The sequence below is a fragment of the Ensifer sp. WSM1721 genome (assembly GCF_000513895.2).
Lineage (GTDB): Bacteria > Pseudomonadota > Alphaproteobacteria > Rhizobiales > Rhizobiaceae > Sinorhizobium.
The window spans coordinates 788,305-812,453 of the sequence record NZ_CP165782.1 but is presented as its reverse complement, the minus strand read 5'-3'; the positions used below and the strand labels follow the sequence as shown (position 1 = coordinate 812,453).

The following is a 24,149-nucleotide window of genomic DNA, read 5'->3' as shown; positions in this document are numbered from 1 at the left end:
TATGGAGATTTTGTCGATCCGGCCTGTAGCCGGACCGAAGGACGTTGCTTTGTACGATGTGGAGATCACTCCACACCTTCGGCTTTTCAATGTCCTTCTAAGAAAGTCCCCCGACGGCCGGCTGCGCTCATTCGCGCCCAAAGCCTTCGGAAAGCATTCGGCTAGCTTCCATCCTGAGCTTGCCGAACAGATGACACAGGCGGCAATAGCTGCCCTTGGGAGCAAAGCAGCCTATGACACTCGCGAAATTTGACACCAACATTGACGAATTGCGCGCCATGCCGCGCCATGCAGCCCAGCCCACACTTTCCGACTGCTTCGCATCCGGCGACTTCGATGGCATCGCATCAGTCTATTATGGTATTTACGACCGCATTTTCGATTGGGGGCATGCCGTTTCCAACATCGTTGTCGCACCTGCCGCTGAAGACGGTTCAGGCGATTGGGACCGCGCATCTCCTCTTAATCTCGAGAAGCCATCGAGCGATAGCGGGCCGGCTGACATGGCAGAGGTTCGCCGCTGGGCCGTGCTAGTCGACGAAATCGACGGCTGCGACAATCAAACGTGCATGTTGATCTGGCTCGACCCCGCCACTGGCGACCCGAGCATGCAACAGATTGCCGGCCCTGACGCTGACGGCGACATTGCTATGCGGATTATTGGCCGCGACATCGGCGCTACACCTCCCCCAAAGGAATACAAGCCGGGACCACTGGCGGAGAGCCTAGCGAAGCTCGCCGAGAAGATGAATCCGCCACCCGCCGCCAATGACAACGTACCGAAGGCAGCCCCCGAAACGGCTGGCATTCGGCTGCTATCCTTTTCCGAGTTCAAGGCACAGGAATCCTCGACCGCCGACGCCCTCATTAAGGGCTTGGTGCGTACCGGCACGCTGATTGCCATTGGCGGACGGCCAGGCGCTGGCAAAACTGCCCTCACCCTTGCCATGGCTGGCGCCCTCGATGCTGGCGAGCCGTTCCTTGGCCGCGAGACAAAACCCACCACCATCGTCGTGATTGCGGCCGAGGACGGCGGCGACGTGGCGAACCGCCTCGAAGCAATGGGCAACGATAGAATCAAAATTGCCAAGCTGCCAGAAGGCTTGCCGCTCACCAAGCCGCCGAAAGCCGCAGCCGTGACGCGGGAAGTCATTCGGCAAGCGAAGGCGATCGACCCAACGCGGCAAGTCATGATCGTTGTCGACACCCTGCGAGCCGCGCTAGGCGGCGTTTCCGTTCTTGAGGACAAGACCACCTCGCCGGCCTTGAACGCATTGCGTGAGGTAGCAGAGAGCGAAGGCGCGGTAATTGCCATCCTCAACCACACCAACCGCGAAAACAACAAGGCGACGAAGGGCGAAACGCTGGAAGCTGTCGCAGCCCTTGAGCTTGTGTTGCTTGAAGGCGAAGGCGACTGGTTCACCATCTATGTCGGCAAGAACCGCAGCGGGCCGGGACACCGCAACATTGGCAAGGTGCGTTACACGTCCGCCGAAGTTGGTGGCGTATCGGCTGCCGTGGTTGACGAGTTGGTGGCAGATGAAACGGTTGCAGATGGCCCGAAAGAACGCGGCCCGTCCGGCAATGCCAAGATACTGCAAGGCATCATTCAGACCGCTATCCTCGAATCCACCGAGACCCGAAAGCCGTTTGGCTCGGAAGGCCCGCAAGTGAAGGTCGTAGCCGTCGAGGCCATCCGCTCCACCTTCTATGAGCGCAAGGAAGGCTCTACCGACACGAAGCTTAAGGCCTTCAATCGAGCGCTTGAGCATTGGATCTCAAAGCAATGGGTGGTTCGCGGCGACGGACAGGACGGCGGACTTTTGTGGTTTGCCAATGTCCGCGACGAAAAGGCCGGACAGCCGGACGGACATTCCCCCAACCAAGCATCTGTCCGTCCTGTCCGGTTAGGAGATGCCGGACGGACAGGACAGATAGATAGGGGGGAAACTGTCCTGTCCGGTTCGGAACGGGAAGCAGCATAATGACCAACTGGTATCACAACAGCGCGGCGTGGAAGCATCTTCGCGCCGCGAAGCTATCGGTGCAGCCGTTATGCGAAGTGTGCATTAGGCGGGAAGTCGTCGAGCCGGCCAAGGTGGTCGACCACATCATTCCAGTATCGGCAGGCGGGGAGAAATTCCCGCCGCTGTCCGGCCTGATGTCCATGTGCCAGGCATGTCACAACCATAAGACCAATGCGGAGCGCAGCGGCAAGCGCAGCAAGTACAAAGGCTGCGACATCAACGGCGATCCGCTCATGGGCGACGACGGATGGGAACCGGGGGCCTTCGCAGGACGAGCGATCGAGGCCAACCGACCGGCGCGGGAGACACGAAGATACTTAGTTTCATGTGAGGATGGTGACCTATGGGTTTGAGAGGGCCAGGCGCAAAGCCGAAAAAGGCGCGGGAAGCGGCCAACGATAACCTACGCACCGTCCTGCCATGGGAGGCGGAAGGGCTCTCACGCGTCGATCGTGTCATTGCATTCCTTGAGGACCTGAACGTCACGCAGGGCAAGCTTGCCGGCACGAAGCTAAAGGTGCGTCCTTGGCAGCGGAAATTCCTCGATGCGGTCTATCGCGAGGACGAAACCGGCAATCGTCCCGTTCGAACCGCTGTCCTGTCCATGGCCCGCAAGAACGGCAAGACGCAAATTGTCGCCGGCTTGGCACTATGCCATCTAGTTGGCCCGGAAGCCGAGCCGCGCGGCGAAGTGTTTGCATGTGCCAACGACAGATTCCAAGCCGGCAAAACCTTCAATGAGATGGTCGCCATCATCTCCGAGCACAAGGAGATAGAGGCACGCGTCAATATCATTCGGTTTCGGAAAGAGATCGAGGTGCTAGAAGGCAACGGCAAGGGTAGCGTGTTTGCCGCGCTGTCTGCCGACGCTGCCACAAAACACGGCCTGTCGCCTTCCTTCATCGTGTACGACGAGCTCGGCCAGGCAACCAAGCGTGACCTTTACGAAGCGCTCGACACCGCCATGGGCGCCCGCGAAAACCCGCTTATGTGCGTTATCAGCACGCAAGCGGCCAGTGACTTCGCGATCATGAGCGAGCTTGTCGACTATGGCCAGAAGGTGACTGCCGGCGAGGTAGAGGACAAGAGTTTCCATCTGACCTTCTACGGCGCGCCCGACAATGCCGACCCATGGGCGCCAGAGACATGGGAGCTTGCTAATCCGGCCCTTGGCGACTTCCGTTCGCTGGATGACGTGGAGCGGCAGGCAGCGCAGGCACAGCGCGTACCGTCGAAGGAAAACGCTTTCCGCAACCTGATCCTTAATCAGCGCGTTGACGCGCATGTGCGCTTCATCGCGAAGGCGGAATGGGATGCTTGTGACGGCGCGGTTGATGTGGACGCGTTGCGTGGCCGTGTTGCCTTTGGGGCGCTCGATCTATCCGCCGCACGCGACCTTAGCGCCTGGGTGCTCGTGTTTCCGAACGACGACGGCACGGTAGACGTTCTGCCGCGGTTCTATTTGCCGGAAACTGGCATTGGCGACAAATCGGAGGCCGACCGCGTGCCCTATGACATCTGGGCGAAACAAGGTTTTCTGACGCTAGTTCCCGGCAAGACGATCGACCCCGCCGCAATTGCCGAGGCTATGGCCGAAGACGCGGCACGGTTCGACATCCAAGCCGTGGCCTACGACCGATGGAGAATCGAGGATCTGCGGCGCGAGCTATCGGCGATCGGCGCGGAAATGAACCTCGTACCGCACGGCCAGGGCTTTAAGGACATGTCGCCTGCGGTCGACGTGCTTGAGCGGATGGTGGCGGAAACAAAACTGCGGCACGCAGGAAATCCAATCTTGAAGATGTGCGCTGCCAACGCTGTCGTCACGAAAGACCCTGCCGGCGGCCGGAAGTTGGATAAGGCGAAAGCGGCCGGACGCATAGACGGACTGGTTGCATTGTCGATGAGCCTCAACGTAGCATCGAGGCACGAGCCGGAATCGCTGCCGGCGTGTCTGCTGGCGGCTTAATAGGAGATGGGAATGGCAGAAGTTTTTACAGCAGGCGTTCAATACAACGACTTGAAAGGCACCGCCGCGGCGGACGAAGCCGACAACACGTCAATCCAGACATTCTTTCGCGGAAAGGGAATTCCGGATAACGGGTTCGTAGTAGCGCTGCGCGCCTACTACCTGTCGTCCGATCCTGGCAAAATCGGCGTTCGCGCTGTTTACGCCGATGGAGACGGGTTCGATAGCGTCAACGATCAAATCCAATCGACCGAAAACCTCGCATTCAAGGAATTGGATATTGATCTGCCGCTCGCCGAGTTTTTCAGCTTGTTCAAGCGATTCAACGTCGTCCTGACGTCCAAGGGCCTCGGTCTGGATGGTAGGGAATACACGATCCAAAACGCTTAATAGTTGCGCAACCGCAACACCCTGCCGCTACTTGCTGGCGGCAGGCCAACTATTTTCGGCGGAAAGGTGACCTAAACGCAGGTTCGCTCCCCTTATAAGTAGAGGGGTGTCACTTTTGCCCTTCCCCATGGTGTGTATCAGTGAAGCGTCCCTTTCCGCGTTCTCGGAGAGAGTACAGCGAAGGGGTGCATGCGCGAGTGTACACTCAAACCGCTCCAAGTTTGTAGGAAGTGGGAAGCATGCTTCGATCGGCCCGAAGTTTGCTATAAGTGGGGAGTGTGCCTTTTCGTGCCGCGTGGGTGCGTACTATTGTGTAGAGGTCTACGTGGCACTTTTCGCAGTCTCGGAGAGAGTACAGTGACGGGCAGGTTATAACCTGATTGCGCTGCGGATGGGTATAAGTGAGAGATACAGTCGATTGCGACCGTCTCCCACGCGCACTCAAGTCCCCGAGGGGTGAGTATATACTCAAACCGCTCCAAGTTTGTAAGAAGTGGGAAGACAGTTCCGGTTCGGGCGGCACTCCATTCGGGGCCTGGCCAATCCTAAAGCGCGAATCGTTGCCGCCCATCCGTCAAAGGACATGGCGATTAGCGCACGGCAATTGCCTGGGTGGGACCTGGCGATGAGAGTCTTAGTCGGGGTGGTTCCCGACGAGCAAATCGGGAGGCGGCAGGGTGATCCTGGCCGCCTCCCCCTTTTTTACCCATTCGAAAATCTAACAACTGACGAAAGGAGACCGGCCATGGCCGACCCTTGGCGCGAGCGCGCCTATTCCGTTGGCGAGGCCGCAACCCTTGCCGGCACACGCCGTTCCACACTGGATATGTGGTGCATCCGTCAACCTGCCGAATTGTTCTCGGAAAAGCGCGGACATAGGCGATGGTTCTCGCCGCGTGACATTGCCGTGCTGCGGCTGGCCCACGAATTGGAGCGCGGCGGCATGCCGTTGCTGACGGCTATAGCCTGCGCCTTTGAGCATCTACAGGAGCCACCAGCCGCAGACGCAATCTTCGTCATCGAGGCGGGCCGTATCAGTCCCAAGGCAGGCCGGTTCATCTCCGACCGAGACGTACCGCGGCTTCAAGTCGATAAGTCACTCATTCTAATTCCCATCGGCCAGTTGGTCGCCGGGATAAACGCGGCCTGCGCAGAGCTTCGGCAGCGCGCCGCATAAGCAAGCGGGACCATGGCCCGCACTACCACCGGCCGCCGAGAGCGGCCTTTTTCATGCATGAAAGGCATAAAATGAATCTTGCACACCTTCAGGAAACCCGCGCCGCAAAGATTACCGAAATGCGCGCCGCAACCGGCAACCCGGAACAGTTCGACAAGCTCGAAGCTGAAGTCCGCGCGCTCGACAAAGACATCAAGCGCGCCGTTACGCTGGCCGAATTCGAGCGCCAGGCCGACGCCGCACCGGATGCTTCGCTCAACAAAGAGCTTCGCAGCTACTCGATCGCCAAGGCCTTCACGGAAGCTCTCAACGGTTCGCTGACCGGCCTTGAACGGGAACAGCACGACGAACTGAGCAAGGGTCGCGAATCCCGCGGCGTCATGATCCCGACTTCGGTTCTGCTTGAAACCCGCGATCAGACGGTAGGCACCAATACGGCAGGCGGCTACGCGGTCGCAACCCAGCTTGGCGGCTTGATTGATCGGCTTCGCCCGACGCTCGCCGTGCAGGGCATGGGCGCAACCGTGCTCTCTGGCCTGACTGGCTTCCTCGACCTGCCGAAGCTGACGGGTGGACCGACCGCTTACTGGGTTGCTGAAGACGGCAACACCACGGAATCGGCTTCGACCTTCGGCAAGATTTCGATGGGTCCGAAGACGGTTTCCGGCGAAATGCAGCTTTCCCGCCGCCTTATGCTGCAGAACGCTGTTGCGCTTGAAAGCGTGCTTCGCGCCGACCTCGGCTTCGTGCTTGCACAGGCCCTCGACAAGGCCGCTATCGCAGGCACCGGCACATCTAACCAGCCGACTGGCATCCTCACGGCCATTACGGAAAGCGCAACCGTCTCGACGGCCGTCTCCGACATTGCCGCTGATCTGATTGCCGATCTGGAAGTCGATGACGTCATGGGCACCGGCGCCTTCCTTACGAACGCCACGCTCATGGGCGTTGTTCGCAAGCTGAAGGACCTGGAAGGCCGCAACATTCCGGCCTCTGAAGTCTTCCACGGCAAGCCGGTCACGGTAACCAATCAGGTTGCAGCCATCGCTGGCGAGCACCCGCTTATCTACGGTCACTGGTCGGACCTGATCATTGGCTACTGGTCCGGCGTCGATGTCCTGCTCAACCCGTACCACTCGGACGTTGCCAGCAAGGGCGGCGTGAAGCTTCACGCGTTCCTCGACGCGGACATCGCGATCCGCCACAACGAAGCCTTCGCCTGGAAGGCTATCTAATTGTCTGAGGTTAGTCTCGCTGAGGCGAAGGCGCATTTGCGAATCAGTTTCACGGCTGACGACGCTTATGTGACTTCGCTCATTGAGGCGGCCGAAGGGTATGTGTCGGAGATCGGGGTGGCGCTTGCCGCCCCGGTTCCCGCGCCCATTAAGCACGCCGTCCTTCTCCTCGTCAGCCACTGGTACGGCGCTCGCGAAGCCGCCGCGACCGAGCCGCCGCGCGCCATTGCATTTGGCGTCGACGCCCTCCTCCAGCCTTACAGGACGCAATCTCTATGATCGAAACTCGCATCGCGACGGAAGTTCGCGCCGAAGGCCGCAAGCTGTCGGGGTATGCTGCGACCTTCCACAATGAAACGCGGATCCTCGACTTTAACGAGACGATCGCCCCCGGCGCGTTCGCGGCCAGCCTGCGCTCCAACGGCGACATTCTTGCATTGGTCGACCACGACAACGGCAAGGTACTGGCAAGGACGAAAAGCGGCACGCTCCGCCTTTCGGAAGACGCCCGCGGTCTCGCGTTCGAAATCGACGTTCCGCCGACCACCCTTGGTAACGATATCCTCGCGATGGCGACACGTTCCGACCTTGGCGGAATGTCCTTTGGCTTCACCGTGCCGGAAGGTGGAGACGAGTGGCGAGGCGACAAGCGCACGCTGCGGAACGTTGTTCTTCACGAAATCAGCGTCGTGCAGTCCTTCCCGGCTTATGGCGGCACGTCCATTCAGGCACGAGCTCGCCAGCAGCGCACAGACGCCGACCGACGGCTCGCTGTTCTAGAATTGGAGGCTGCCCATGTGGCCCTTTCCTAAGACAGAGAAGCGCATTGCCACGTCCGACCCGTACCTGGGAGAGTTCCTTGGTGCACGGTGGACGGCTCGAGCGGACGTAGAGAAGGCAAGCGGCCTAGCTGTTGCGCACCGAGCCGTGCAGACCATTGCCGAGAACCTAGCCGCCATGCCGCTGAAGGTCTATCGCGAAGCCGCGAACGACGACCGGCAAGCTGCCAAGGACCATCCGCTGTACGCCGTTCTGCACGACAACTTCAACGATCGGCTTACGGCTTTCGAAGGTCGCGAATGGTTGGCCGCAAGCTTGCTGATCCATGGCAACGGCTACGCCAAGATCGAACGGAACGGCCGCGGCCAGGTCACGGCGCTTCACCCGCTCGTGGCTGGCTCGGTTACGGTCGAAGTCCTGAAGTCTGGACGCCTGCGCTATAAGCATGCCTTGCCTGATGGCAGTACGGAAACGCTGCTTCAGGATGAAGTGCTCCACCTGCGCTACAGGACCGCTGACGGCATCCTTGGCATGAGCCCAATTCAAATCGCAGCGTCAACGTTCGGCCTTGCGGTTGCTCAACAGGATCAAGCCGGCGCCGCGGCGGAGAACGCCTTCCGGCCCGCTGGCGCGCTCGTGTTCCCTGACAAGCTTGCCGCTACTGGTAAGGAAAACGTCATCGCCAAGTTCAAGGAGCGGTTTATCGGCTCGCTGAAGGCGAATGAAGTGATGATCCTTGACGGCGGCGCGAAGTTTGAGACGTTCCAATTTTCCGCGAAGGACTCGGAATTCTTGGAAAGCCGCAAGCTGAGCAATCTCGACATTGCCCGCGTCTTCGGCGTGCCGCCCTCAATCGTCGGGATTACCGACAACAGCACGTACAGCAACGCTGAGGCGGAGAGTCGCGCGTTGGTTATTCGCTGCCTGGCACCGATGGCCCGTCGCATCGAGCAATCGCTTAACTCGGCGCTGCTGTCGCCGGAGGCACGCAAGACATTCATGATTGAGCATGACATGTCAGGATTGCTTCGAGGCGACCTCGTGACGCGATACAACGCCTACAGGGTAGGCCGCGAGGGCGGATGGCTTAATGTAAACACCATCCGTGCATTCGAGAATCTCGGCAGCATCGGGCCGGAAGGTGACACGTACGTCCAGCCGTTGAACTACGGCCAGCTAGGCGGCGCGAACGACAATCGCAGCAAGATCGAGGATGCAGCATGACGGGCGGCGGCGACCTTCGGGAAGTAATCGAGATGCAGCAACGAGAGTGGCAAGATGACGGGTACGGTAATGGTGGGTATATCGGCCCATTCCAGACTGTCTTCGCCGCTGCGGCCCGCGTGCAAATCCTGAGAGGTACGGAAACCGTCATGGCGGGCCGTCTGGCAGGCAAGCAGACGCTCGCGCTCATCATGCGATGGCAACCGGACTTCGCCACCGTCGACACCACCTGGCGGGCCGTGAATGCCCGTTCCGGCGTGGTCTACAACATTCGATCGGTCGAGCCCGACGAGCGGCGAGCGTTCGTCAACGTGCTGGTCGAGGCTGGCGTTGCGACATAACTGCGGGCCGCCTAGTGCGGCCTGCAACCTTGGCTTGACTGATCGATAATTTTCGTGCAATAGGACGCCGCCCCAATAACAAAAACAAAAAAGGGAGGCCCGCTATGAAGCCCGCAGTTGCGCGCGAAATCAAATCCATTGCCGAAGAAGCCGGTGCGGACAGTTGGGAACTGGTCCGCGCAAACAAACATCTCGTGATCGATTTCCGATTCGGGAGCCGCGTTGTACGGCAGGTAGTGGCAGCCACGCCTTCCGGGCCGCGAGCGCGACGCAATGAGGCTGCATGGCTTCGGAGGCAAGCGGCGGCCTGAGTTATGGCAAACGGCGAAAAACGTCAAAAAATGCAATAAAATCAAGGTCTATGGCGGAGAAGAAGGGATTCGAACCCTCGATACCGTTTCCGGTATACTCCCTTAGCAGGGGAGCGCCTTCGACCACTCGGCCACCTCTCCGTTACGGCCTAGCTATTGCCAGAGGCCAGTGATTGCAAGGGTTTTTTGCGAAAAATCGACAAACGGCGATTTTTTCAACAAAGCCGCCGCGATGGGGCCAGACGCGGATATTTCAGCCATTTGCAGCGCGTTTCCGAAAGCGCACAGGGCTTTGTTTTCGGCTCGGGTGCTCCTATCGCGTGATAGGGCCCGAGGCAAATCCCTGCACGATTCCCAGAAGCCAATCGGTTCCCCCGCGAGGAGCGCCTATCCACCAACGATTGCCACGGCGTGATGATGATGTGTCTTGCGATTCTTCAAACTGTCAGAAGTTGATGTGGCCGGCCCATAGCCGCCCCCAGCCATGGATCTGGCTCCTTCACCGCCGCCGGATGGCAGGAATTGCAAGCACTTCGCGTGCCCTCGCGCTTATTTGTTATCGCCGCTTCCTCCCTCCGTCTTCGGCGGCCTCATGACGCTGTCGTCAGGGCAATCGGCAGGTGCATCCGCCTGTGCGCAGCGATCTTCCCGCGAGCCGCTTTGGCTTGTCTCATCTGTTCGATTGTTCTCGGTCTGGTTGCCCGATGTTCCCTGTTGGGATTGGGTGCCGCCCGACGTGCCTTGCTGGGCGTTTGCAACCTCGCTGAGGACGAGTGGCGAGATGCCGAGCGCGAGCGCCAGAGCAAGAGTACTTGCGTGTTTGAACCTCATTGTTCTCTCCCTTCGATTGAGGCCCTGAAACTACGCTGCAGCGCTTTTGTTCCTGCCGGCGTGACCATATGCGGAAGCGGCCGGAGCGATCGTAAAAACGAATCGAGAGGTCCGGCACCCATCGTTCCGGAGCTGGCGGCAAAGCGCTCGCAAGGCTGAAGCAAGCGCCGCGACAGAGCGTGTTGGCATGTCTTTGCCGCGCTTGATTCTCTCATGAAGCGATCTGCCGGCTGGATGGAAGGATCGTTTTCCGGGGAACCGGCCATGTCGATGATCATGCATCGCGCGCAAGCAAGTTCCGGCCAACCGGCCGGTAAGTACCCGCATTATTTCATCGAGCGCCCTTGCCGCATCCTCGTCATCGGTCAGCAGTTGAAGGCGAAAACCAAATATCATTGCCTGCTGCGCCACATCTCGATCGGCGGCGCGATGCTCGACTTCAACGCCGCGATCATGCTGCCGAAGCACTTCTTTCTGGAGATCGACGGGTTCAAGGAGGAGATCGGCTGCGCCGCGGTGCACCGCAACGGCACCGAACTCGGGGTACGCTTCAACATGCTGTTGGCGCAGGATTTCCTTCGCCGGCTGATCCGTATGCAGTTTTCCAGCGGCGCTTGAAAGCCCTCGAGCGCGCCTGTGGCAGATGCGGCAGTCCCCTGAGGCACTCAGCCGTCCATCTTTCTTTGCGCGAGCCGTTTCCGATTCGCGTCCTTATGCGATAAGTTCCGCGGCGCCTTTTCGGAACGGAGTTCAGTTTTTCCAAGATGTCCGCATTCTCACGCTTCACGCCGCTCATCCAATCCCTGCCGGCCACCATTCCCTTCGTCGGGCCCGAGGCCATCGAGCGCCAGCGCGGCCGCAAGATCGCCGCGCGCATCGGCGCCAATGAGAGCGGATTCGGGCCGGCCAGGTCGGTATTGCTCGCCATCGAGCAGGCGGCCGGGGAAACCTGGAAATATGCCGACCCCGAGAATCACGATCTGAAGCAGGCGCTTGCCGCACAGCTCGGCACCGATGCCGCCAATATTGCGGTCGGTGAAGGAATCGACAGTCTGCTCGGGCAGATCGTGCGTCTTGTCGTCGAGCCGGGCACGCCGGTGGTGACTTCGCTCGGGGCCTATCCGACCTTCAACTATCATGTCGCGGGCCACGGCGGACGGCTGGTGACGACACCCTATGTCGAAGACCGCGAAGATCTCGAGGGGCTACTCGCCGCCGCGAAGCGCGAGAACGCCCCGCTCGTCTATTTCGCCAATCCCGACAATCCGATGGGAAGCTGGTGGCCGGCCGACCATGTGATCGACTTTGCGAACGCCCTGCCCGAAACGACGCTCCTCGTTCTCGACGAGGCCTATTGTGAAACGGCACAGCCGGAGGCGCTGCCGTCGATCGCGAGCCTTATCGACAAGCCCAACGTCATACGCACGCGCACCTTTTCGAAAGCCTATGGCCTCGCGGGCGCGCGCGTCGGTTACGCATTGACCACAGCCGGAACAGCCCAGGCGTTCGACAAGATCCGCAATCATTTCGGAATGAACCGTATCAGTGTCGCGGCCGCGATCGCCGCGCTCGCCGATCAGGACTATCTCAATGAGGTGATGCTCAAGATCTCCCAGGCACGGGAAAGAATCGCCTCCATCGCCCGCGATAACGGGCTTGAGCCGCTTGCCTCGGCGACGAATTTCGTGGCTGTCGATTGCGGGCGGGATGCGGCCTATGCGCGTGCAATCGTCGACCGGCTGATGAGCGACCACGGGATCTTCATCCGCATGCCCGGCGTCGCGCCTCTCAACCGCTGCATCCGGGTGAGCACCGGCCCCGATACCGAGATGGACCTGTTTGCTCACGCGCTACCTGATGTGCTCAAGAGTTTGGCGGCAGCCTATTGAGGCAACCGGCCTTGTTGTCTCGTTCGATTGTCGCGGTTACGGCATGGTGGCCGCCCGTTCAACTCGCGAGCGAACCTCAGTGCATCGTCATCCATTCGCGTGCAGCTCGCAGCGCGGCGGCAAGATCGGTCTTGCTCATACTCGCAGCAAGGTCGGCGCGAAGGCCGGCCGCGCGGTCCGAGCCCTTGATGGCGGCGATGTTCAGCCATTTGTGTGCGGCCACGAGATCTATGGGCCGGCCGCGACCCGTCGCATAGGCGAGACCCATTTCGCAAAGAACTTCGGCGCGATTCTCGCCCGCCATCGCATCATGCGAAACAATATTAATGTCAAAACCTGCCATTTGAGTTGTCCCTGTATTCTTTTGTCGTCCAACCGAAGCGGCAGGTCCGGCTCGGACGCGCCTAGCTTCAGTTCGGCAGTTTCTTGTCCCTGTTCAGTCATGCCTCTTGGCGGGCTTTCCGGAAGCACACCGTCTTGTGCGGCATCGCTTCCAGCGTTTTCGGCGGGTTGTTTTCTCCGCTCGTCTTATGGTTCGAATATGCCCGACGGGCTTCAATGCCCGCTTAAAATCCATGCTTAATTTGGCGCAAACAAAGTTCAAACGCTTGGTAAACTTGGGTTTTCCTTAAGCATCGGACCGCCTGTGACAGCGGGCATTCGCCTCAAAATTTACGAAAAATTCAGCCGCGGATTTCAACCAAACGCTAACCACATAAACAGCAGCGCTTTCGAGGAGGATGCGATTTCGCGGATCCCCAATGGCTGTTCCCCTCCGACAAACGGGGCGCCCGCACGGATATTTACCTTTACGTACGCGTAAGATAATGTGCGGCGCTCTGGTGCGGGGAGATCGCCAGAAATGAGGAAACGCAAGCATGGGCCTGGACGCAAGACGGCCGCTTCTTTCGGAGGAAATCGAATGATTCGTACATTGTTCTTCACCGCGGCGCTCGCCTTCGCCGTAACGGGTGCTGTCCACGCGGCCGAGCCGATTGTCGGCGACTGGAAGACAGCAAGCGGCGCAACGGCCGAGATCGCCCCCTGCGGCGGGGCGTTCTGCATCACCCTGAAGACGGGCAAACATGCGGGCAAGCGCATCGGTTCCCTTTCCGGAATGGGCGGCAGCTACAGCGGCGAGATAACCGATCCCGAAAGCGACAAGACCTATAGCGGCTCCGGCTCCGTCAGCGGCAATTCACTGAGGATGAAAGGCTGTGTGCTGAAGGTGCTTTGCAAGTCGCAGACCTGGACGCGGCTGTAAGCGCCCCGGATGGCGAGGGGCGGCCCGCCGAGGCCGCCCATCTTTCGTCCTTCGATCAGGACATTTCCATCAATGAGGGCGACGCGGACGGGAAAACCGCGCACCCCTTTCCTCATCCCGCGCTAGCGCGCCCTCTGGCCGAAGAGGATCTTCTTGGCTTCCTCGTCTTCGGCGAGGCTCTTCTGGCGAGCCCTTTCTTCCTTGCCCACCTCGATCGCCTTCTTGACCGCCGGTCGCGCGAGGATCGTCTCGAACCAGCGCTTCAGGTTCGGGAATTCGTTCAGGTCCTGGCCCTGATTCTCGTGCGGAATCACCCAGCCGATCGCGGCCATATCGGCGATGGAGTAATCACCGGCGACGAACGGCCGGTCGACGAGCTGCCTGTTCATCACGCCGTAAAGGCGGTTCACCTCATTGGTGTAGCGTTCGACGCCGTAGGCAATCCTCTCCGGGGCGTATTGGCGGAAATGGTGGGCCTGCCCGGCCATGGGGCCAAGACCGCCCACCTGCCAGAAGAGCCATTGCTCGACGTCGACGCGGGCGCGCTCCTCGGAGGGATAGAACTTTCCGTATTTGCGGCCGAGATATTGCAGGATCGCTCCTGATTCGAACACGGAAATAGGTTCGCCGCCGGGACCTTCAGGGTCGATGATCGCCGGCATGCGGTTGTTGGGTGAGATCTTCAGGAAGTCCGGTGCGAACTGATCTCCGCGCCCGATGTTGATGTATTTCACGACGTAGGGAACGCCGAGCTCCTCCAGCATGATGGTGATCTTCCAGCCGTTCGGCGTCGGCCAGTAGTAAAGTTCGATGGGAGCGGTCATAGGCGTTCTCTCCTGAAGTTACGGGAGCATTGACGTAGGAACGCCTACCGCCCACGGCAAGGCCAAGAGGTTTTACGAAGATGAATGGCAGATGAACGGGCATCTCAGCAAGAATTCAGTTTGGTTGTGCGAAAAGGCTATCAATCGATTTGAACGTGTCTCCAGCCCAACGGACAAAACCATGGATATTCTCGCTCGCCGCCTCACCATCATCAGTCTGCTGATGGTTGTCTTCGCGATGACGCTCGCCGCAGCGGTCGGCGCCGATACGGAGCGCCGCCGCCAGAGCACCTATCTCGGCTCGCTTACCGACTGCACCGCCCACACGGCTCAATATTGCCAGGCCAAGCTTTAGCTTTTTGTTTTTGCGCATGTCGCTATCCCAAAACTGCTGAACACTTTTGGGCGACATGCATTAAAGGAATCACGAAAATGGCCGCCCTCGTCTCCTCCGCCATCATCTCGCTCCGCCTCCTGATTCTCGCGGGCCTGCTAATGGCGCCGATTGGAGCGGCCGCTTACAGCAAAGCTTCCGGCCTCGGTATCGGCAAGAACGGGGCCGGCCTCGTCCTCTTCGTCACGCTGCAGCGTCAGGCGATGAGCTGACGGCTACCCGCGCGGCGGAAACGCATTCGACCTCTTGCACGGCGCCTGAAATTCCGGTCCTTTCACGCTCGGAAGGACCGGAAGATCATGCCCGCATTCGCCCTTTATTTCCTCGCTGCCCTTGCCGAGATCACCGGCTGCTTCGCCTTCTGGGCATGGCTCAGACTCGGCAAATCGGCCTTGTGGCTCTTTCCCGGCATGGGTTCGCTCGCCCTTTTCGCCTGGCTGCTGACGATGATCGACACGGCTGCCGCGGGTCGCGCCTATGCTGCTTATGGCGGCGTCTATATCGCCACGTCGCTGGCCTGGCTGTGGCTCGCCGAGGGTGTTCGGCCGGATCGGTGGGACGTGGCCGCAGGCAGCGCAATCATCCTCGCCGGACCCCGTTGAAGCACAACCGCAAAGATGTGAAACCGCAGCATCTTGTCGTTTGCTTGTCAGAAGCTGCAGCCTATAATGCGACATGAACAAACGAATCTCTTCAAACTCCGTCCTCTCCACCGCCACTCCCGAGCCCCTTGAGCCGCAGTTCTTCGACGACCCGGCCGAGGCCGTCGACTGCCTCGAGGCGCTCTACGAGCGCAACACCCGCTTCCTTCGCCAGGCCTTCGAGGGGCTCGGCAAGAGCGGCAAACCGCTCACCCGTTTCCGCGCCTGCTATCCACAGGTCAGCATCGAGACGAGCAGCTTCGGGCACGTCGATTCCCGACTCTCGTTCGGCTATGTCAGTGCCCCGGGCGTCTACACGACAACGATCACCCGCCCCAAGCTTTTCCGTCACTATTTGAAGGAGCAGCTCGGCCACCTGATGCGCAACCATGGAGTAGGCGTCACCGTGTCGGAATCCTCGACACCGATCCCGCTCCATTTCGCCTTCGGCGAAGGGGCCCATGTGGAGGCGTCGGCGGCAGAGAGCATCGACATACCGCTGCGCGACCTGTTCGACGCCCCGGACCTGACGACCACCGATGACGAGATCGCCAACGGCTCCTATGAGCCCGGACCCGGCGAGCCGTCGCCGCTCGCTCCCTTCACGGCGCAGCGCATCGACTACTCGCTTGCGCGCCTCAGCCACTATACGGCGACGAGCGCCGCGCATTTTCAGAATTTCGTGCTGTTCACGAACTATCAGTTCTATGTCGACGAGTTCTGCGCCTGGGCGCGCCAGCAGATGGCGGAAGGCGGCAATGGCTACACCGCCTTCGTGGAGCCGGGCAACATCGTCACGCCCGCCGGCGCCGACAAACCGGACGCCGACTATTCGCTGGCCCGATTGCCCCAGATGCCGGCCTATCACCTGAAGAAGAAGGGCCACGGCGGCATCACGCTCGTCAATATCGGCGTCGGCCCCTCCAACGCAAAGACAATCACCGACCACATTGCCGTGCTCAGGCCGCATGTCTGGCTGATGCTTGGTCATTGCGCCGGCCTTCGCAACAGTCAGCGCCTCGGCGACTACGTTCTTGCGCATGCCTATATGCGCGAGGACCATGTGCTTGACGACGACCTGCCGGTCTGGATCCCCCTGCCCGCTCTGGCCGAGGTGCAGGTGGCGCTCCAGGATGCCGTGGCGGAGGTCACCGGCTATAACGGCTATGATCTCAAGCGCATCATGCGCACCGGAACTGTCGCGACGATCGACAACCGCAACTGGGAACTGCGCGATCAGCGCGGACCGGTCAAGCGCCTCTCGCAAGCGCGTGCCATCGCGCTCGACATGGAATCGGCCACCATTGCCGCCAATGGGTTCCGTTTCCGCGTGCCCTACGGGACGCTGCTCTGCGTATCCGACAAGCCGCTGCACGGTGAGTTGAAGCTGCCTGGCATGGCGAGCGCTTTCTACCGCACACAGGTGAGCCAACATCTCAAGATCGGCATCCTGGCGCTGCAGAAGCTGGCGGCAATGCCGCCCGAGAAGCTGCATTCGCGCAAGCTCAGAAGCTTCTACGAGACATCGTTTCAGTAGAGATCGTCACGTCTTCGGTTTCAGCACCAGCGACAGAAACGTGCCGGCGACAGCCGACACGATGACGAGCAGATGGGCGTTGACGCTGGCGCGGCCCAGCAATTCAAGCGTCGCATGGTCGGCCGTCGCGCCGAAGGAGACCGCGCCGGCGACGATCGCCGCCGCATAGGTGCCGACACCCGCCGGCGCATGCACCGGCAGAACAGAGGACAATTCGCCGCCAAGCGCGCCGCCGAATGAGGCGGCGATCGGAGCCACGCCCATGATGGCGAGCACCCAGGCTAGCACCGCGACCTTGACCGCCCAGTTCAGCACCGTCATCGTCCAGGCGCGTAGGAAGGCGCTGATGCCGTCCGGCAGGCCCGCCTCGACCTCGTCGACAAGGGACCGGAATTTCTCCGGCGCCAATCTGCGCATCATTGCAACCGCCGGCTCCTTCAACAGAAAGAATGCAAGCGGTGCGAGGAACGCAAGCAGCCAGAGCAACCAGTCGATCGCCCGATAATCCCGGTCGATGACCAGCCCTATCGCTGCGACCATGAGCAGCGCATGCAGGTCGAGGAGCCGCATGACGAGCAGCGCCGACGTGCCGCGCATCAATGGAACGCCGAATTCGCTGCGCATGAGCAGCGGGAAACTCGTCTCGCCGGCTCTGAACGGCAGCATGATGTTGAGCAGGTTGTGAACCTGCGTCACCCGGAAAAGCGTGAGGAACCGGCCTCCGGTCTCGCCCGGAAAGTAGTCCTGGATGCGATAGCATCGGATGAAATAGGTGGCGACGAGGAGAGCGAGGGCGGAGAGGATGGGCGTAAGGCCGATCTCAGCCCATTGCCTGAGCAAGGCCAACCAGCCCCAGACCCACTCGACGAAGATGCCATAAGCCGCTATTGCCGCCGCGGAGATCAGCGCCATGCGGTTGCGTGCGAGCCATGGCCGCCGGCCAGACTGCCAGTTTGAATTCATGAGAGACCGATTTCCTGTAGCGAGCCATGCAATTTCCGCGTTGGTTATCACCGTTAACTGTGCAAGAAAACCTGCGAGCGCATCGGAGACCACCCCTTGAATCACATTGAAGAACCCGTGAAGGCGACGACCGACGCTATGGAGGCCGTCGAGCTGTCCATAGTCGTGCCGGTGTTCAACGAGGAGGAGAGTGTCGGGCCGCTCGTTGCCCGTATCCGGGACGCGATGGCCGACTTTCCGAAGTCCTGGGAACTGATCCTTGTCGATGACGGCAGCACCGACCGCACCTTGCCGAACGCACGTAAGGAGCTCGCACGCGCTGACCTGCAGTTAAAGATTATCGAACTCCAGAAGAATTTCGGCCAGACCGCCGCGATGCAGGCGGGGATCGATGCAGCCTCGGGCCGGCTGATCGCTACGCTCGACGGCGATTTGCAGAATGATCCGGCCGATATTCCCCTGATGGTTGCGGCGATAGAGGAGCGCGGGCTCGATCTGCTCGTCGGCTGGCGCAAGAATCGCCGCGATGACCTCCTACTCAGGAAGATTCCTTCCTGGTGCGCCAATTTCCTGATCGGCAAGATCACCGGCGTGAAGCTTCACGACTACGGCTGCAGCCTCAAGGTCTATCGCGCCTCCATCATCAAGCAGGTGAAGCTGATGGGGGAAATGCATCGTTTCATTCCGGCTTGGGTCGCGGGCGTGGTGCCGAGCAGCCGCATCGGCGAGATGCCGGTCACGCATCATGCGCGGCACTACGGCACCTCGAAATACGGCATCTCACGGACCTTCCGCGTGATTCTGGATTTGCTCGCCGTGCTGTTCTTCATGCGCTACAAGGCGCGCCCCGGGCACTTCTTCGGCTCGATCGGGCTGGCTGCGGGCGGCGTCAGTGCCCTGATTCTCCTCTATCTCGCGATCGACAAGTTCATCCTCGGCAATGATATCGGCACCCGCCCGATGCTGATCGTCGGCGTGATGCTGTTCCTGTCCTCGATCCAGCTCATCACCACCGGCATTCTCTCGGAGATGATGGCGCGCGCCTATTTCAGCGACGACGACACGACGAGCTATATCGTGCGCCAGGTCTTCGAGCGGGAGCCGCCGAATGCTTGAAGCTGTCAATCGGCGGTCCGGCGCGTTCGTCCTCGCCGTCGCCTTTTATTTTCTGCTGTGTGTCGCCCTGCGCCTCGCCGTGTCGAATTCGCTCGAGATCGACGAGGCGGAACAGGCGTTCCTGTCGCAGTTCCTGCAGCTTGGCTACGGGCCGCAACCGCCCTTCTACAACTGGCTGCAATACGGGCTGGCGCAAGTGATGGGCCCGTCGCTCGCGACAATGACCATCCTGAAGAACGGCCTTCTGTTTCTCTGCTGTCTGTTTTACGGCCTCGCGGCGCGGCACGTTCTTTCGGATCAGCGCCTGTCGGCGATGGCGATGCTCGGCGTCCTCACATTTCCGCCAGTCTTCCTGTTGGCGCAGCGCGACCTCTCGCACACGGTTGCAGCGCTTTTTGCCGTTTCTCTGTTTGTCTACGGTTTTCTGAAGACGCTCACGCGCCCCAACCTCTTCTCCTATCTCCTGACCGGTGCCGCCGTCGGCATCGGCCTGATCGCGAAGTACAATTTCGTTCTCCTGCCAATCGCTGCGATCATCGCCGTCCTGCCGGAACGCGACCTCAGAGCGCGCATTTTCGATTGGCGCATCCTCGCAGCAATTGCGATCGCCTGCGTCATTACGCTGCCGCACGGCCTCTGGGTGCTGCAGAACCTCGATTTCGCCTCGGGCGGCACCTTGAACGAAATGCGGGAACGTGAGGCGGAAGGGCGCCTCCTGCAGGCCTTCCACGGCGTCTACTCGCTGGCTTCGGCCATCATCGGCGGCAGCCTCGTCCCTTTGCTCATGTTCGGCCTCGTCCTTGGCCGCAAGATTCCTGTGGTGTGGCGGGCTGGAAACCAGTGGAGCCGAATCGTCGGACGTATGATTGCGATCTGCCTGTTCGCGGTGCTGCTGATCGTGCTGGGGGTCGCCGCGACTCACGTTCGCGAGAAATGGCTCGTCCTCTTTCTTGTCCTTCTTCCGCTCTATCTCTGCCTCAAGATCGAAGCGGCCGAGATCGACCTTACCGACAGCCTCAGACGATTCTTCCTGTTGGTCGCCTGCGTCGCAGTCGCAGCGCTTGTCATCGTGTCGGCGCGGGCCATCGTGCGTCCGTGGTTTGGGAATTATTCGAGACTGAACATCCCCTACTCAGCTCTCGTCGAGGCGGTTGCGCGCGCGGAAGGCGGACAGCCCGCCCTCGTCCTCACCAATGACAAGCAGATAGCAGGAAACATCAGGACACAGCTCGGGGAGGCGGTGGTTGCCATGCCCAGGCTGTCGAATCCACTCCCCGTCGACATGTCGAAGAGGCCGCTTCTGGTTGTCTGGCACGACGACGCGAACTCTGAGCCGCCCCTTCCCGACCTCCTGAGGCACGCCCTCGAAACTTCTGGCGTACCGGAGGGAGCGAGGACACCGCGCAACCTGGCCCTGCCCTATGTCTATGGGTCCGGCTCGGACCGCTACACCTTCAGCTATGTCTGGGTGGAATAGAGCCGGCGAAAACTACTGCGAACCGACCAGCAGCTTCAATTCGCCAGGATGAACACGCAGCACGACATCCCGCCGCGCCAACGGCAGGAGCTCGCCGTCTATGACGCAATTGATCTTTCGATCCACCTTCGGGAAATGCAGTTCGACGGCAAGGGCGCTCATCTCGGTGATCAGCGGGCTGCTTCGGAACTTTCCGCGCAGGATATCGAAGGCGAGCTTCGCGACGCCCGCCGGGCTCAAAGGCGGCGCGGTGTAGAAGCCCAGATGACCACTCGTCAGGTCTTCCGCATACATGAGCGTGTCGTAGCCGAAGTGGTTGTTCGACACCGCGATTGCCGAGACATGCCGGCGCTCGCGATGGCCATCGGCGTCGAACTCGATCTCAAAATCCGGCGGGTTGAAGATGACGCCAATGGCGGCGCGGGTGCTGGCCCGTATTTTCCCAAGGCGGGACGCGAAACGGTAAGATTCGCGGTAGCGTACCATGCGGGCGTGAAGGCCCATCGAAAACTGATGCACGAAGGCGCGGCCATCCGCGCTGCCGATATCGGCATCGATGATCCGGCCGGAGGCAAGAACCTCCGGCACTTTCCAGATATCGAGCGGCAGCTTCAGCGAACGGGCAACGAGGTTCATCGTTCCGGCAGGGATGACTCCGAGCGGCATGCCGGCTTTCCAGGCGACGCCCGCAGCGGCCGAAATGGTTCCATCGCCGCCGCCGGCGAGGATCGCGTCGAGATCGCCCCGCCGGCAGGTCGTCTCCAACTCGTGGCGGATAGCGCTCGCCTCGACGATGGCGATCTCTATCTCGTGGCCGGCCGCACGAAAGACGTCTTCGACCTTCTTGCTGTAGGCCGGCATATCGGTCGTTCGAAAAGTCCCCCCATCTCGATTGAAGATGGCCTTAACTTTCAATGATCGCGATCTCCGTCAGCTACTGCATGTCTCCTTAAACCGACCTCGATTTAAGGACAAAGACATGCAGCAGTTCAAAGTGCTACAGCGACCTTTGCGCGTCTGATAAGACGCGCGGCGCTGTAGGGTGTTTCAGCATCTCAGATAAGCGCGATGACGGGGGTTTCTAGGGCGCGGTCGCGGAAAAGTACGAGCGGTGTTCTGTACGCATCCCGGCATCATCGAGAGCGATCAGGCGTTCTCCGATTCGACCTGTGACTTAGCCTTGAGCGGCTTCAGCGTCATGCGTTCGCCGTCGCAGAGGACATTTTCATCGCCCCAGGCCTTTAGGGCCATGATCACCGGCCGCAGGCTTTCTCCCCTGGACGTCAAGGCGTAGTCGACACGCGGCGGGACGACCGGGAAGACCGTGCGCGACAGAAGCCCCGCCTCCTCCAGTTCGCGCAGTTGCTTGGTCAGCATCCGCTGCGTCACGCTCGGCACTCTTCGGCGCAGCTCGTTGAAGCGCAAGATGCCTTCCGTCATCAGATGATAGAGGATGACACCTTTCCATTTGCCGTCGATGAAACTCAGCGCCGACTCCACAGGGCAGCCGGGGAATGTGTTCGTCAGTTTCGCGCGCGGCCGGGACATGGACAGTATCCTTTTCGACACTATAGGCCAAATTTGTGCATTCTTGTGCTCTGCGAGTATAGGGCTCATCTAGCTCCTGTTCAATCTTGAAAGGAGCATTCCATGCGCGCCGTCGCCTACAAGACACCGCAACCTATCGCCAACGAAACCGCACTGATCGACGTCGACCTGCCTGTGCCGACGCCCGGCGAAAGCGATCTCCTGGTGGAGGTCCGGGCAGTTTCCGTCAATCCGGTCGACACCAAGGTGCGCGCCGGTGTTCAACCGGAACCGGATCAACTGAAGGTTCTTGGTTGGGATGCTGCCGGCGTCGTCAAGGCGGTCGGCGCGAAGGTCACGCTTTTTCAGCCCGGCGACGAAGTGTTCTACGCCGGGGCGATCGATCGCCCAGGCACCAATGCGGAGTTTCACCTCGTCGACGAACGGATCGTTGGACGGAAGCCGCAATCGCTCGACTTCGCTGCCGCCGCGGCACTGCCGTTGACGGCGATCACCGCCTGGGAAACGCTCTTCGACCGCCTCAGGGTCAATGATCCCGTGCCGGGCGCGGCAAATGCCGTACTGATCATCGGCGGCGCCGGCGGCGTCGGCTCGATCGCCATACAGTTGCTGCGGGCGCTCACCAATCTCACGGTGATCGCCACTGCCTCACGCGCGGAAACCCGCGACTGGGCGTTGAAGCTCGGTGCGCATCAGGTGCTCGACCACAGCCGTCCTCTCGCGACGGAAATAGAGCAACTGGCCCTCGGTGCGCCTGCTTTCGTGTTTTCGACGACCAACACGGATAAGCACGTCGCCGAAATCGTCAAACTGATCGCGCCGCAGGGGCGCTTCGCACTGATCGACGACCTCCCCGTCCTCGATATCATGCCCTTCAAGCGCAAGGCCGTGTCGACGCATTGGGAGATGATGTTCGCCCGGCCGCTGTTCAAAACGCCGGATATGATTGAACAGCACAACCTCTTGAACAGGGTCGCGGAGCTCGTGGATGCCGGTAAGATCCGCACTACGCTGACTGAGACGCTGGGGCCGATCAATGCGGCAACGCTCAGGAAGGCACACCAGATGATCGAAACCGGACGCACCCGCGGCAAGCTCGTGCTTGCCGGTTTTTGATAGGATGGTCTGGGAGGCGGCTTGCGCGACAAGCCGCCTCCCCCTTCCCCTTCATGCGCAGGGGCTGGGGAGGGGGTAATTCTGTAATGACCGCTCTAGCCGTGAACGATTTCACGATGCCGCTGCAGGCGGCGGCCATAGGCCTGGCTGACGCGGTCGAACATGATCGCGATGCCGACGATGGCGAGGCCGTTGAAGATGCCGAGCGTGAAGTACTGGTTGGCGATCGCCTTCAAGACCGGCTGGCCGAGGCCCTGAACACCGATCATCGAAGCGATGACGACCATTGCCAGCGCCATCATGATCGTCTGGTTGATGCCGGCCATGATGGTGGGTAGCGCCAACGGCATCTGCACGTTCTTCAGCTTCTGCCAGTTCGACGAGCCGAATGCGTCCGCCGCCTCCAGTACATCCTTGTCGACGAGCCGGATGCCGAGGTTGGTGAGGCGGATCATCGGCGGAATGGCGTAGATGACGACGGCGATTAGACCTGGAACCTTGCCGATGCCAAGCAGCATCACCACCGGGATCAGATAGACGAAACTCGGCATCGTCTGCATCACGTCCAGCACCGGGTTGACGAGGTTCTGGACGCGATCGGAGCGTGACATGAGAATGCCGAGGGGAATGCCGATCGCGATGGAGAGGACGGTACAGACGAAGATCATCGAGATCGTCTTCATCGTGTCGTCCCACATATCGAAATAGCCGATGAGGAGCAGCGTGCCGACGGCGCTCGCGACGACCTTCCAGTTGCGGCTGGCAAACCAGGCTATCAGGGCGATCAGGATTAGGATCACCGGCCAAGGCGTGCGCGTCATGAAGCGCTCGGCATGGATCAGGAAGAATTGCAGCGGATCAAAGAAGGATTCAATGACGTCGCCATAGGTGCGCGTGAATGCGCGGAAGCCTTCGTCGATGACCTTTTTCAGCTCTCGAAGCCGATCATCGTCCATAGTCGGAAATTTCGTCAGCCATTCCATGTCTTGGTTCCCCTTTGCACTCTTTCGGCCGGCGGATCCTTCTTTTTCTTGCTTCGCCGCCGACGTTCAAACGCTCAACGCGCTGTAACCAATGAAGCTGCGCAATCTTATT

The 24,149-nt window shown here is 60.4% G+C and carries 28 protein-coding genes and 1 tRNA gene; 21 read left to right on the top strand and 8 right to left on the bottom strand.

The window, feature by feature from the left end:
* Position 1: 1 nt before the first annotated feature.
* The 11 genes from M728_RS03920 to M728_RS03870 all read left to right on the top strand — a co-directional run bounded on the left by M728_RS03920 (position 2) and on the right by M728_RS03870 (position 9,143).
* Positions 2-253, top strand: a complete 252-nt coding sequence (locus M728_RS03920) for a hypothetical protein (protein ID WP_026619123.1) — start codon at positions 2-4, stop codon at positions 251-253.
* A complete protein-coding gene (locus tag M728_RS03915) occupies positions 234-1,985 on the top strand; it encodes an AAA family ATPase (protein WP_026619122.1) in 1,752 nt (583 codons plus the stop codon). Before M728_RS03920 ends, M728_RS03915 begins: the two co-directional genes overlap by 20 nt.
* Positions 1,985-2,380, top strand: a complete 396-nt coding sequence (locus M728_RS03910) for an HNH endonuclease signature motif containing protein (protein WP_051440820.1) — start codon at positions 1,985-1,987, stop codon at positions 2,378-2,380. Before M728_RS03915 ends, M728_RS03910 begins: the two co-directional genes overlap by 1 nt.
* Positions 2,371-3,996, top strand: coding sequence for a terminase large subunit (locus M728_RS03905; protein ID WP_026619121.1), 1,626 nt, complete (start codon positions 2,371-2,373; stop codon positions 3,994-3,996). Before M728_RS03910 ends, M728_RS03905 begins: the two co-directional genes overlap by 10 nt.
* 12 nt (positions 3,997-4,008) lie before the next feature.
* Positions 4,009-4,386, top strand: a complete 378-nt coding sequence (locus M728_RS03900; protein WP_026619120.1) for a hypothetical protein — start codon at positions 4,009-4,011, stop codon at positions 4,384-4,386.
* Positions 4,387-5,131: 745 nt separating this feature from the next.
* Entirely contained in the window at positions 5,132-5,563 is a 432-nt protein-coding gene (locus tag M728_RS03895) for a MerR family transcriptional regulator (protein ID WP_198023367.1), read from the top strand.
* 71 nt (positions 5,564-5,634) lie between these two features.
* Complete coding sequence (locus tag M728_RS03890) at positions 5,635-6,798, top strand: phage major capsid protein (RefSeq protein ID WP_026619118.1); 1,164 nt, start codon at positions 5,635-5,637, stop codon at positions 6,796-6,798.
* Between the two features lie 69 nt (positions 6,799-6,867).
* Positions 6,868-7,077 (top strand): head-tail connector protein, encoded by a 210-nt coding sequence (locus tag M728_RS03885; protein ID WP_370906460.1) that lies wholly within the window; start codon positions 6,868-6,870, stop codon positions 7,075-7,077.
* Positions 7,074-7,610, top strand: a complete 537-nt coding sequence (locus M728_RS03880; protein WP_034883090.1) for an HK97 family phage prohead protease — start codon at positions 7,074-7,076, stop codon at positions 7,608-7,610. The genes M728_RS03885 and M728_RS03880 overlap by 4 nt, the downstream gene beginning before the upstream one ends.
* Positions 7,594-8,802, top strand: coding sequence for a phage portal protein (locus M728_RS03875; protein WP_084044298.1), 1,209 nt, complete (start codon positions 7,594-7,596; stop codon positions 8,800-8,802). Before M728_RS03880 ends, M728_RS03875 begins: the two co-directional genes overlap by 17 nt.
* Positions 8,799-9,143: a head-tail adaptor protein gene (locus M728_RS03870; RefSeq protein ID WP_026619114.1), complete on the top strand. Its 345-nt coding sequence runs from the start codon at positions 8,799-8,801 to the stop codon at positions 9,141-9,143. Before M728_RS03875 ends, M728_RS03870 begins: the two co-directional genes overlap by 4 nt.
* A gap of 362 nt (positions 9,144-9,505) precedes the next feature.
* On the opposite strand, the gene M728_RS03865 is transcribed toward M728_RS03870, so the two are convergent.
* Both M728_RS03865 and M728_RS03860 read right to left on the bottom strand, forming a co-directional pair.
* Positions 9,506-9,595, bottom strand: a tRNA-Ser gene (locus tag M728_RS03865).
* 408 nt (positions 9,596-10,003) lie between these two features.
* Positions 10,004-10,285, bottom strand: a complete 282-nt coding sequence (locus tag M728_RS03860) for a hypothetical protein (protein ID WP_026619112.1) — start codon at positions 10,283-10,285, stop codon at positions 10,004-10,006.
* A gap of 264 nt (positions 10,286-10,549) precedes the next feature.
* Here M728_RS03860 and M728_RS03855 point away from each other — a divergent pair, with 264 nt between their 5' ends.
* Together M728_RS03855 and M728_RS03850 are read left to right on the top strand one after the other, a co-directional pair.
* Entirely contained in the window at positions 10,550-10,903 is a 354-nt protein-coding gene (locus M728_RS03855) for a PilZ domain-containing protein (RefSeq protein WP_026619111.1), read from the top strand.
* Between the two features lie 146 nt (positions 10,904-11,049).
* On the top strand, positions 11,050-12,174 hold the full coding sequence (locus tag M728_RS03850) for a pyridoxal phosphate-dependent aminotransferase (RefSeq protein WP_026619110.1): 1,125 nt from the start codon (positions 11,050-11,052) through the stop codon (positions 12,172-12,174).
* Between the two features lie 76 nt (positions 12,175-12,250).
* Here M728_RS03850 and M728_RS03845 read toward each other — a convergent pair whose 3' ends face one another.
* Positions 12,251-12,517, bottom strand: a complete 267-nt coding sequence (locus M728_RS03845; RefSeq protein WP_026619109.1) for a sel1 repeat family protein — start codon at positions 12,515-12,517, stop codon at positions 12,251-12,253.
* A gap of 579 nt (positions 12,518-13,096) precedes the next feature.
* Between M728_RS03845 and M728_RS03840 the strand changes: the two genes are divergently transcribed.
* Positions 13,097-13,438, top strand: coding sequence for a DUF2147 domain-containing protein (locus M728_RS03840; protein WP_026619108.1), 342 nt, complete (start codon positions 13,097-13,099; stop codon positions 13,436-13,438).
* Between the two features lie 122 nt (positions 13,439-13,560).
* Here M728_RS03840 and M728_RS03835 read toward each other — a convergent pair whose 3' ends face one another.
* Entirely contained in the window at positions 13,561-14,262 is a 702-nt protein-coding gene (locus tag M728_RS03835) for a glutathione S-transferase N-terminal domain-containing protein (RefSeq protein ID WP_026619107.1), read from the bottom strand.
* A gap of 181 nt (positions 14,263-14,443) precedes the next feature.
* Here M728_RS03835 and M728_RS03830 point away from each other — a divergent pair, with 181 nt between their 5' ends.
* From M728_RS03830 to M728_RS03815, 4 genes are all read left to right on the top strand, one after another.
* Positions 14,444-14,617, top strand: a complete 174-nt coding sequence (locus tag M728_RS03830) for a hypothetical protein (protein ID WP_026612722.1) — start codon at positions 14,444-14,446, stop codon at positions 14,615-14,617.
* Between the two features lie 77 nt (positions 14,618-14,694).
* Positions 14,695-14,868, top strand: a complete 174-nt coding sequence (locus M728_RS03825) for a hypothetical protein (RefSeq protein WP_026612723.1) — start codon at positions 14,695-14,697, stop codon at positions 14,866-14,868.
* Positions 14,869-14,955: 87 nt separating this feature from the next.
* Positions 14,956-15,258 (top strand): YnfA family protein, encoded by a 303-nt coding sequence (locus tag M728_RS03820; RefSeq protein ID WP_026619106.1) that lies wholly within the window; start codon positions 14,956-14,958, stop codon positions 15,256-15,258.
* Positions 15,259-15,331: 73 nt separating this feature from the next.
* Positions 15,332-16,834, top strand: coding sequence for an AMP nucleosidase (locus M728_RS03815; protein ID WP_026619105.1), 1,503 nt, complete (start codon positions 15,332-15,334; stop codon positions 16,832-16,834).
* A 6-nt stretch (positions 16,835-16,840) separates the two neighbouring features.
* Here the strand turns inward: M728_RS03815 and M728_RS03810 are convergent, their stop codons facing one another.
* Complete coding sequence (locus tag M728_RS03810; RefSeq protein ID WP_026619104.1) at positions 16,841-17,797, bottom strand: lysylphosphatidylglycerol synthase domain-containing protein; 957 nt, start codon at positions 17,795-17,797, stop codon at positions 16,841-16,843.
* Positions 17,798-17,893: 96 nt separating this feature from the next.
* Between M728_RS03810 and M728_RS03805 the strand changes: the two genes are divergently transcribed.
* The gene (locus M728_RS03805; RefSeq protein WP_026619103.1) at positions 17,894-18,913 is read left to right on the top strand and encodes a glycosyltransferase family 2 protein; all 1,020 of its coding nucleotides are present in this window, start codon (positions 17,894-17,896) and stop codon (positions 18,911-18,913) included.
* Positions 18,906-20,390, top strand: coding sequence for a glycosyltransferase family 39 protein (locus M728_RS03800; protein ID WP_026619102.1), 1,485 nt, complete (start codon positions 18,906-18,908; stop codon positions 20,388-20,390). Before M728_RS03805 ends, M728_RS03800 begins: the two co-directional genes overlap by 8 nt.
* 12 nt (positions 20,391-20,402) lie before the next feature.
* Here M728_RS03800 and M728_RS03795 read toward each other — a convergent pair whose 3' ends face one another.
* Together M728_RS03795 and M728_RS03790 are read right to left on the bottom strand one after the other, a co-directional pair.
* Positions 20,403-21,305: a diacylglycerol kinase family protein gene (locus M728_RS03795; protein WP_026619101.1), complete on the bottom strand. Its 903-nt coding sequence runs from the start codon at positions 21,303-21,305 to the stop codon at positions 20,403-20,405.
* A gap of 231 nt (positions 21,306-21,536) precedes the next feature.
* A complete protein-coding gene (locus tag M728_RS03790) occupies positions 21,537-21,938 on the bottom strand; it encodes a helix-turn-helix domain-containing protein (protein ID WP_026619100.1) in 402 nt (133 codons plus the stop codon).
* A 102-nt stretch (positions 21,939-22,040) separates the two neighbouring features.
* On the opposite strand from M728_RS03790, the gene M728_RS03785 reads away from it, so the two are divergent.
* The gene (locus M728_RS03785; protein ID WP_026619099.1) at positions 22,041-23,054 is read left to right on the top strand and encodes a zinc-binding alcohol dehydrogenase family protein; all 1,014 of its coding nucleotides are present in this window, start codon (positions 22,041-22,043) and stop codon (positions 23,052-23,054) included.
* A gap of 95 nt (positions 23,055-23,149) precedes the next feature.
* On the opposite strand, the gene M728_RS03780 is transcribed toward M728_RS03785, so the two are convergent.
* Positions 23,150-24,037 carry a proline/glycine betaine ABC transporter permease gene (locus M728_RS03780; RefSeq protein ID WP_026619098.1) on the bottom strand — a complete coding sequence of 296 codons (888 nt, stop codon included), beginning with the start codon at positions 24,035-24,037 and terminating at the stop codon, positions 23,150-23,152.
* Between the last annotated feature and the right edge of the window lie 112 nt (positions 24,038-24,149).

What these genes read in the sequence shown, in the direction of transcription:
- M728_RS03895 (WP_198023367.1), top strand. Translation starts at nt 5,132, where the DNA reads ATGGCCGACCCTTGGCGCGAGCGCGCCTATTCCGTTGGCGAGGCCGCA.
- M728_RS03875 (WP_084044298.1), top strand. Translation starts at nt 7,594, where the DNA reads ATGTGGCCCTTTCCTAAGACAGAGAAGCGCATTGCCACGTCCGACCCG.
- M728_RS03840 (WP_026619108.1), top strand. Translation starts at nt 13,097, where the DNA reads ATGATTCGTACATTGTTCTTCACCGCGGCGCTCGCCTTCGCCGTAACG.
- M728_RS03905 (WP_026619121.1), top strand. Translation starts at nt 2,371, where the DNA reads ATGGGTTTGAGAGGGCCAGGCGCAAAGCCGAAAAAGGCGCGGGAAGCG.
- M728_RS03860 (WP_026619112.1), bottom strand. Translation starts at nt 10,285, where the DNA reads ATGAGGTTCAAACACGCAAGTACTCTTGCTCTGGCGCTCGCGCTCGGC.
- M728_RS03780 (WP_026619098.1), bottom strand. Translation starts at nt 24,037, where the DNA reads ATGGAATGGCTGACGAAATTTCCGACTATGGACGATGATCGGCTTCGA.
- M728_RS03900 (WP_026619120.1), top strand. Translation starts at nt 4,009, where the DNA reads ATGGCAGAAGTTTTTACAGCAGGCGTTCAATACAACGACTTGAAAGGC.
- M728_RS03845 (WP_026619109.1), bottom strand. Translation starts at nt 12,517, where the DNA reads ATGGCAGGTTTTGACATTAATATTGTTTCGCATGATGCGATGGCGGGC.
- M728_RS03790 (WP_026619100.1), bottom strand. Translation starts at nt 21,938, where the DNA reads ATGTCCCGGCCGCGCGCGAAACTGACGAACACATTCCCCGGCTGCCCT.
- M728_RS03820 (WP_026619106.1), top strand. Translation starts at nt 14,956, where the DNA reads ATGCCCGCATTCGCCCTTTATTTCCTCGCTGCCCTTGCCGAGATCACC.
- M728_RS03800 (WP_026619102.1), top strand. Translation starts at nt 18,906, where the DNA reads ATGCTTGAAGCTGTCAATCGGCGGTCCGGCGCGTTCGTCCTCGCCGTC.
- M728_RS03815 (WP_026619105.1), top strand. Translation starts at nt 15,332, where the DNA reads ATGAACAAACGAATCTCTTCAAACTCCGTCCTCTCCACCGCCACTCCC.
- M728_RS03915 (WP_026619122.1), top strand. Translation starts at nt 234, where the DNA reads ATGACACTCGCGAAATTTGACACCAACATTGACGAATTGCGCGCCATG.
- M728_RS03870 (WP_026619114.1), top strand. Translation starts at nt 8,799, where the DNA reads ATGACGGGCGGCGGCGACCTTCGGGAAGTAATCGAGATGCAGCAACGA.
- M728_RS03830 (WP_026612722.1), top strand. Translation starts at nt 14,444, where the DNA reads ATGGATATTCTCGCTCGCCGCCTCACCATCATCAGTCTGCTGATGGTT.
- M728_RS03835 (WP_026619107.1), bottom strand. Translation starts at nt 14,262, where the DNA reads ATGACCGCTCCCATCGAACTTTACTACTGGCCGACGCCGAACGGCTGG.
- M728_RS03785 (WP_026619099.1), top strand. Translation starts at nt 22,041, where the DNA reads ATGCGCGCCGTCGCCTACAAGACACCGCAACCTATCGCCAACGAAACC.
- M728_RS03880 (WP_034883090.1), top strand. Translation starts at nt 7,074, where the DNA reads ATGATCGAAACTCGCATCGCGACGGAAGTTCGCGCCGAAGGCCGCAAG.
- M728_RS03810 (WP_026619104.1), bottom strand. Translation starts at nt 17,797, where the DNA reads ATGAATTCAAACTGGCAGTCTGGCCGGCGGCCATGGCTCGCACGCAAC.
- M728_RS03855 (WP_026619111.1), top strand. Translation starts at nt 10,550, where the DNA reads ATGTCGATGATCATGCATCGCGCGCAAGCAAGTTCCGGCCAACCGGCC.
- M728_RS03920 (WP_026619123.1), top strand. Translation starts at nt 2, where the DNA reads ATGGAGATTTTGTCGATCCGGCCTGTAGCCGGACCGAAGGACGTTGCT.
- M728_RS03890 (WP_026619118.1), top strand. Translation starts at nt 5,635, where the DNA reads ATGAATCTTGCACACCTTCAGGAAACCCGCGCCGCAAAGATTACCGAA.
- M728_RS03825 (WP_026612723.1), top strand. Translation starts at nt 14,695, where the DNA reads ATGGCCGCCCTCGTCTCCTCCGCCATCATCTCGCTCCGCCTCCTGATT.
- M728_RS03910 (WP_051440820.1), top strand. Translation starts at nt 1,985, where the DNA reads ATGACCAACTGGTATCACAACAGCGCGGCGTGGAAGCATCTTCGCGCC.
- M728_RS03850 (WP_026619110.1), top strand. Translation starts at nt 11,050, where the DNA reads ATGTCCGCATTCTCACGCTTCACGCCGCTCATCCAATCCCTGCCGGCC.